The following is a 6159-nucleotide window of genomic DNA, read 5'->3' on the forward strand; positions in this document are numbered from 1 at the left end:
GTCAGTGAGCATATCTACGGCAAGGCGAAGCTGACGTGGTTTGAAGAGATTTTCGAAGAGTATTAGTCCAAACCGTAGTTGTAGTCATCATCTTGCATGGCTTCAACTTCGCCAAGAAGGTAACCATTTCCGACTTGAGAGAAGAAGTCATGGTTGGAAGTTCCTGTTGAAATACCGTTCATAACGATTGGGTTGACATCTTCAGCTGAATCTGGGAAAAGTGGATCTTGTCCCATGTTCATGAGAGCTTTATTGGCATTGTAGCGAAGGAAGGTTTTAACCTCTTCAGTCCAACCAACACCGTCATAAAGACTCTCTGTGTAGCCTTCTTCATTTTCATAAAGAGTATAGAGCAGGTCGTACATCCATTCTTTGAGTTTTTCTTGCTCTTCTTCAGGCAATTCATTGAAACCAAGTTGGAATTTATAACCAATGTAAGTTCCGTGAACAGACTCATCACGAATAATCAATTTAATAATTTCTGCAACGTTGGCAAGTTTGTTGTTACCAAGGTAGTAGAGGGGAGTGAAGAAACCTGAATAGAAGAGGAAGGTTTCGAGGAAGACACTGGCAACTTTCTTTTCAAGTGGGCTACCGTTGAGGTAGATTTCGTTGACAATCTCAGCCTTCTTTTGTAGGTAAGGATTGGTATTGGTCCATTCGAAAATTTCTTCAATCTCAGCCTTAGTATTTAAGGTAGAAAAGATTGATGAATAAGATTTAGCGTGGACAGACTCCATAAATTGGATGTTATTGAAAACAGCTTCCTCATGAGGTGTACGGATGTCTGCGCGAAGGGCTTCAACCCCCGTTTCAGATTGCATAGTATCCAAAAGTGTCAAACCACCAAAAACTTTTCCGACCAAGTCTTTCTCTTTGTTAGATAGCTTTCTCCAGTCATCCAAGTCATTTGACAAGGGAATACGTGTATCGAGCCAGAATTGCTCTGTCAGCTTTTCCCAAGTTGATTTGTCGATGACATCTTCGATGGCATTCCAGTTAATGGCTTTATAGTAAGTTTCCATTTGAAATCTCTTTCTGTGTTTAGTATTGCGAACTCACAATTATTCTATTTTACCATAATTCTATAGGAGTATCGCACAAAAAGTCGGAATCCCGACTTTTAAAATGTTACATAAATTATGTTATGACATAGTAGATTTGATTTTATCAGTGCTGCTTAGGGAAAAATAGTGTTTCTATGCTAGAAACTAAATCACACAGCTTTCACATTGGTTGGCACCGACTTCTCCACCGTCATCTGTAAAGGTGCGGACGTAGTAGATAGACTTGATTCCCTTGTTAAAGGCATAGTTACGAAGGATGGACAAGTCACGTGTCGTTTGTTTATTTTCCCTCTTCCATTCGTAAAGGCCTTTTGGAATGTCACTGCGCATGAAGAGGGTGAGTGAAAGTCCTTGATCCACGTGTTCAGTCGCAGCAGCGTAAACATCGATGACTTTACGCATATCCATATCGTAGGCAGAAGTGTAGTAAGGAATGGTTTCTGTAGACAAGCCAGCAGCAGGGTAGTAGATTTTACCAATTTTCTTCTCTTGGCGTTCTTCGATACGTTGCGTAATCGGGTGGATAGAAGCAGAAACGTCGTTGATATAGCTGATAGAACCATTTGGCGCTACAGCAAGGCGATTTTGGTGGTAAAGACCATCTGCTTGAACCTTGTCGCGAAGTTCAGCCCAATCAGCAGCACCAGGGATAAAGACATCTTTGAAGAGTTCTTTAACACGGTCTGATTTTGGAACAAACTCGCCAGTCACATACTTGTCGAAGTAGCTTCCGTTAGCATAGTCTGATTTTTCAAAGTTGTGGAAGGTAATACCACGTTCACGCGCGATATTGTTTGACTCAACCAAGGTCCAGTAGTTCATAAGCATAAAGTAGATGCTTGTAAATTCAACAGACTCAGGTGATCCATATTCAATCAATTGTTGGGCAAGGTAGCTGTGCAGTCCCATGGCACCAAGTCCAAAGGTGTGAGCTTGGCTATTTCCATGGTCGATGGTAGGAACAGCTACGATGTGTGAACTATCTGTAACGAAAGTAAGGGCACGAACCATAGCACGGATAGAACGACCAAAATCAGGTGAAGTCATCATGTTAACCACGTTGGTTGAACCAAGGTTACATGAAACATCTGTTCCCATTTGAAGGAATTCTTGAGCATCGTTGATCAAGCTTGGTTCTTGGACTTGAAGAATCTCAGAACACAAGTTACTCATGATAATCTTACCATCAACAGGATTTGCACGGTTAGCCGTATCAATGTTGACTACATAAGGGTAGCCAGACTCTTGTTGCAATTTAGAGATTTCAGTTTCCAAATCACGCGCCTTGATTTTTGTCTTGCGGATGTTTGGATTTGCGACCAATTCATCGTATTTTTCAGTAATGTCGATGTAGTTGAATGGCACACCGTATTCTTTTTCTACAGAGTAAGGACTGAAGAGGTACATTTCTTCATTTTTACGAGCCAATTCGTAGAATTTATCAGGTACTACAACACCAAGTGATAGGGTTTTGACACGAACTTTTTCATCGGCGTTTTCTTTCTTAGTTGAAAGGAAGGCGATGATGTCTGGGTGAAAGACGTTGAGGTAGACAACACCGGCACCTTGACGTTGCCCCAATTGGTTGGAGTAAGAGAAGCTGTCTTCGAAGAGTTTCATAACTGGCACAACCCCAGAGGCTGCTCCTTCATAACCCTTGATAGGTGCACCAGCTTCACGAAGGTTGCTGAGGGTAATTCCCACACCACCACCAATACGTGAAAGTTGAAGAGCTGAGTTGATAGAACGTCCGATAGAGTTCATATCATCCGTCACTTGGATTAGGAAACAAGATACTAACTCCCCACGGCGAGCACGTCCAGCATTCAAGAAGGAAGGAGTAGCAGGTTGGTAGCGTTGGTGGATGATTTCATTGGCAATATCGATTGCAACAGCTTCATTCCCATCAGCGAAATAAAGGGCGTTGAAGAAGACACGGTCTTCCATATTTTCAAGATAGTATTCACCGTCATTAGTCTTTAAGGCATATTGATTGTAAAATTTATAAGCTGCCATGAATGACTTGAATTGGAAGTTTTGGTCTTTGATAAATTGAGCCAATTCTTCCAAGAACTCTGGACGGTATTTCTTGATAAAGGCTGTTTCGATGTAGTTGTGTTTAATGAGGTAATTGATTTTGTCTTTGATTGAATCAAAAACCATAGTGTTTGGAACTACATTTTCTTTAAAGAAAGCATCCAAGGCTTCCTTATCTTTATGAAGCATGATTTGTCCATTAACAGGACGGTTAATTTCGTTATTAAGACGGAAGTAAGTCACGTCTTCAAGATGTTTTAATCCCATAAAATTTCCCTTATCTAATTACAAAAGAAAGGCTTCTAAGTTAGCCCTAAAAGCAGTTTCTTCTGGATGATGTACTAAGATTATGCTAATTGTTTCAGTTTTCCTGGTTGGAAACCTGAAAAGACTTCAGTTGGTGTTTGGATAACAGGAGCTGCGCTAAAACCGAGCTCTTTAACTTGATCGACGTACTCAGGTTGCTCATCAAGATTGATTTCACGATAAGAGACATTATTACTGTCCAAGAAACGTTTGGTCATCTTACATTGGACACAGTTGTTTTTAGAATAAACGGTTACCATTGTGTAACTCCTCTTCAAAATTTAATACTATCCTAGTATATCAGAAAATAAAATTTTGTCAATGATTTGAACTAAATATAGTGGTCTGTTTTTCTAGTAAAGCTCACAAAACACAATATGTAGTGTTTGTTTTATAAAACAGCAATAATTATCCTATAAATTGTTTTTGAAGAAACTATATCCTGTGTTTTGTTATCTAGGATAGAAGATTTTCAGCAAGTTATCTGAAAGGAAATTGAAGGAAAATCCAGAAAATGCTTGAAAAAAATCCTAGAAGATGGTATAATACCAAACTGTAAGGGTTATCACATATAACTCAAAAAAGAAAGAACAAAAGGAGAGTCAAACTATGGCTTCTAAAGATTTCCACGTAGTGGCAGAAACAGGTATTCACGCACGTCCAGCAACATTGTTGGTGCAAACTGCTAGCAAATTTGCTTCAGATATCACTCTTGAATACAAAGGTAAATCAGTTAACCTTAAATCAATTATGGGTGTTATGAGTCTTGGTGTTGGCCAAGGTGCTGACGTAACTATCTCAGCTGAAGGTGCAGATGCAGATGACGCCATCGCTGCAATCTCAGAAACAATGGAAAAAGAAGGATTGGCATAAGGGAAATGACAGAAATGCTTAAAGGAATCGCAGCATCTGACGGTGTTGCAGTTGCAAAAGCATATCTACTCGTTCAACCGGATTTGTCATTCGAGACTGTTTCAGTCGAAGATACAAACGCAGAAGAGGCTCGTTTGGATGTTGCTCTTGAAGCTTCTCAAAACGAGCTTTCTCTTATCCGCGAGAAAGCTGTAGGTACGCTTGGTGAAGAAGCGGCTCAAGTTTTTGACGCTCATTTGATGGTTCTTTCTGACCCAGAATTGATTGGTCAGATTAAAGAAACAATTCGTGCTAAGAAAGTCAATGCAGAAGCAGGTCTTAAAGAAGTGACTGATATGTTCATCACTATCTTTGAAGGCATGGAAGACAACCCATACATGCAAGAACGTGCAGCGGATATCCGCGACGTGACAAAACGTGTATTGGCAAACCTTCTTGGTAAGAAATTGCCAAACCCAGCTTCTATCAATGAAGAAGTAATCGTGATTGCACATGACTTAACACCATCTGATACAGCTCAATTGGACAAAAACTTTGTAAAAGCTTTTGTAACAAACATCGGTGGACGTACAAGCCACTCAGCTATCATGGCACGTACACTTGAAATTGCAGCTGTATTGGGAACAAATAACATCACTGAAATCGTCAAAGACGGTGATATCCTTGCCGTTAACGGAATTACTGGTGAAGTGATTATCAACCCAACAGATGAACAAGCGGCAGAATTTAAAGCAGCTGGTGAAGCTTATGCTAAACAAAAAGCTGAATGGGCACTTTTGAAAGATGCTCAAACAGTGACTGCTGACGGTAAACACTTCGAGTTGGCAGCTAACATCGGTACTCCAAAAGACGTTGAAGGTGTTAACAACAACGGTGCAGAAGCTGTTGGACTTTACCGTACAGAGTTCTTGTACATGGATTCTCAAGACTTCCCAACAGAAGATGAGCAGTATGAAGCGTATAAGGCTGTTCTTGAGGGAATGAATGGTAAACCAGTGGTTGTTCGTACAATGGATATTGGTGGAGATAAGGAACTTCCTTACTTCGATATGCCACACGAAATGAACCCATTCCTTGGATTCCGTGCCCTTCGTATCTCTATTTCTGAAACTGGAGATGCAATGTTCCGTACACAAATCCGTGCCCTTCTTCGTGCTTCTGTTCATGGTCAATTGCGTATCATGTTCCCAATGGTTGCCCTCTTGAAAGAATTCCGTGCAGCTAAAGCAGTTTATGAAGAAGAAAAAACAAATCTTCTTGCTGAAGGAGTTGCAGTTGCGGATGACATCCAAGTTGGTATCATGATTGAAATTCCTGCAGCAGCTATGCTTGCAGACCAATTTGCAAAAGAAGTTGACTTCTTCTCAATTGGTACAAATGACTTGATCCAATACACAATGGCGGCAGACCGTATGAACGAACAAGTTTCATACCTTTACCAACCATATAACCCATCAATCCTTCGCTTGATCAACAACGTTATCAAGGCAGCTCACGCTGAAGGTAAATGGGCTGGTATGTGTGGTGAGATGGCTGGTGACCAGACAGCTGTTCCACTGCTTGTCGGAATGGGCTTGGATGAGTTCTCTATGTCAGCAACATCTGTACTTCGTACACGCAGCTTGATGAAGAAACTCGACACAGCTAAGATGGAAGAGTACGCAAACCGTGCCCTTACAGAATGCTCAACAATGGAAGAAGTTCTTGAACTTCAAAAAGAATACGTTAATTTTGATTAATGTGATTAACCTTGTAACCTAGTTGCAAGGTTTTTTGGGCGCATTTTGGAAAAGTATGGTCTAATACTCTTTCAAAATCTCTTCAAACCACGTCAGCGTCGCCTTAACGTAGATATGCTCACTGACTTCGTCAGTCT

General features: G+C 40.7%; 5 protein-coding genes. 2 read left to right on the plus strand and 3 right to left on the minus strand.

Annotated features, from left to right (window positions below; translation table 11 throughout):
* Positions 1–62 precede the first annotated feature (62 nt).
* The 3 genes from nrdF to nrdH all read right to left on the minus strand — a co-directional run bounded on the left by nrdF (position 63) and on the right by nrdH (position 3670).
* Positions 63–1025, minus strand: coding sequence for a class 1b ribonucleoside-diphosphate reductase subunit beta (nrdF, locus tag HT669_RS10395; RefSeq protein WP_023939068.1), 963 nt, complete (start codon positions 1023–1025; stop codon positions 63–65).
* Between the two features lie 186 nt (positions 1026–1211).
* Positions 1212–3371, minus strand: coding sequence for a class 1b ribonucleoside-diphosphate reductase subunit alpha (gene nrdE / locus HT669_RS10400; protein WP_138703467.1), 2160 nt, complete (start codon positions 3369–3371; stop codon positions 1212–1214).
* Between the two features lie 80 nt (positions 3372–3451).
* Positions 3452–3670, minus strand: a complete 219-nt coding sequence (gene nrdH / locus HT669_RS10405) for a glutaredoxin-like protein NrdH (RefSeq protein ID WP_000259249.1) — start codon at positions 3668–3670, stop codon at positions 3452–3454.
* A 349-nt stretch (positions 3671–4019) separates the two neighbouring features.
* Here nrdH and HT669_RS10410 point away from each other — a divergent pair, with 349 nt between their 5' ends.
* Both HT669_RS10410 and ptsP read left to right on the plus strand, forming a co-directional pair.
* Positions 4020–4283 carry a phosphocarrier protein HPr gene (locus tag HT669_RS10410; RefSeq protein WP_000146947.1) on the plus strand — a complete coding sequence of 88 codons (264 nt, stop codon included), beginning with the start codon at positions 4020–4022 and terminating at the stop codon, positions 4281–4283.
* A gap of 5 nt (positions 4284–4288) precedes the next feature.
* Positions 4289–6022: a phosphoenolpyruvate--protein phosphotransferase gene (gene ptsP / locus HT669_RS10415; protein ID WP_000138148.1), complete on the plus strand. Its 1734-nt coding sequence runs from the start codon at positions 4289–4291 to the stop codon at positions 6020–6022.
* The last annotated feature ends 137 nt before the right edge of the window (positions 6023–6159 follow it).

Origin of the sequence: Streptococcus sp. 2100 (assembly GCF_013276335.1) — a bacterium.
In the GTDB taxonomy this organism is placed as follows: domain Bacteria; phylum Bacillota; class Bacilli; order Lactobacillales; family Streptococcaceae; genus Streptococcus; species Streptococcus pseudopneumoniae.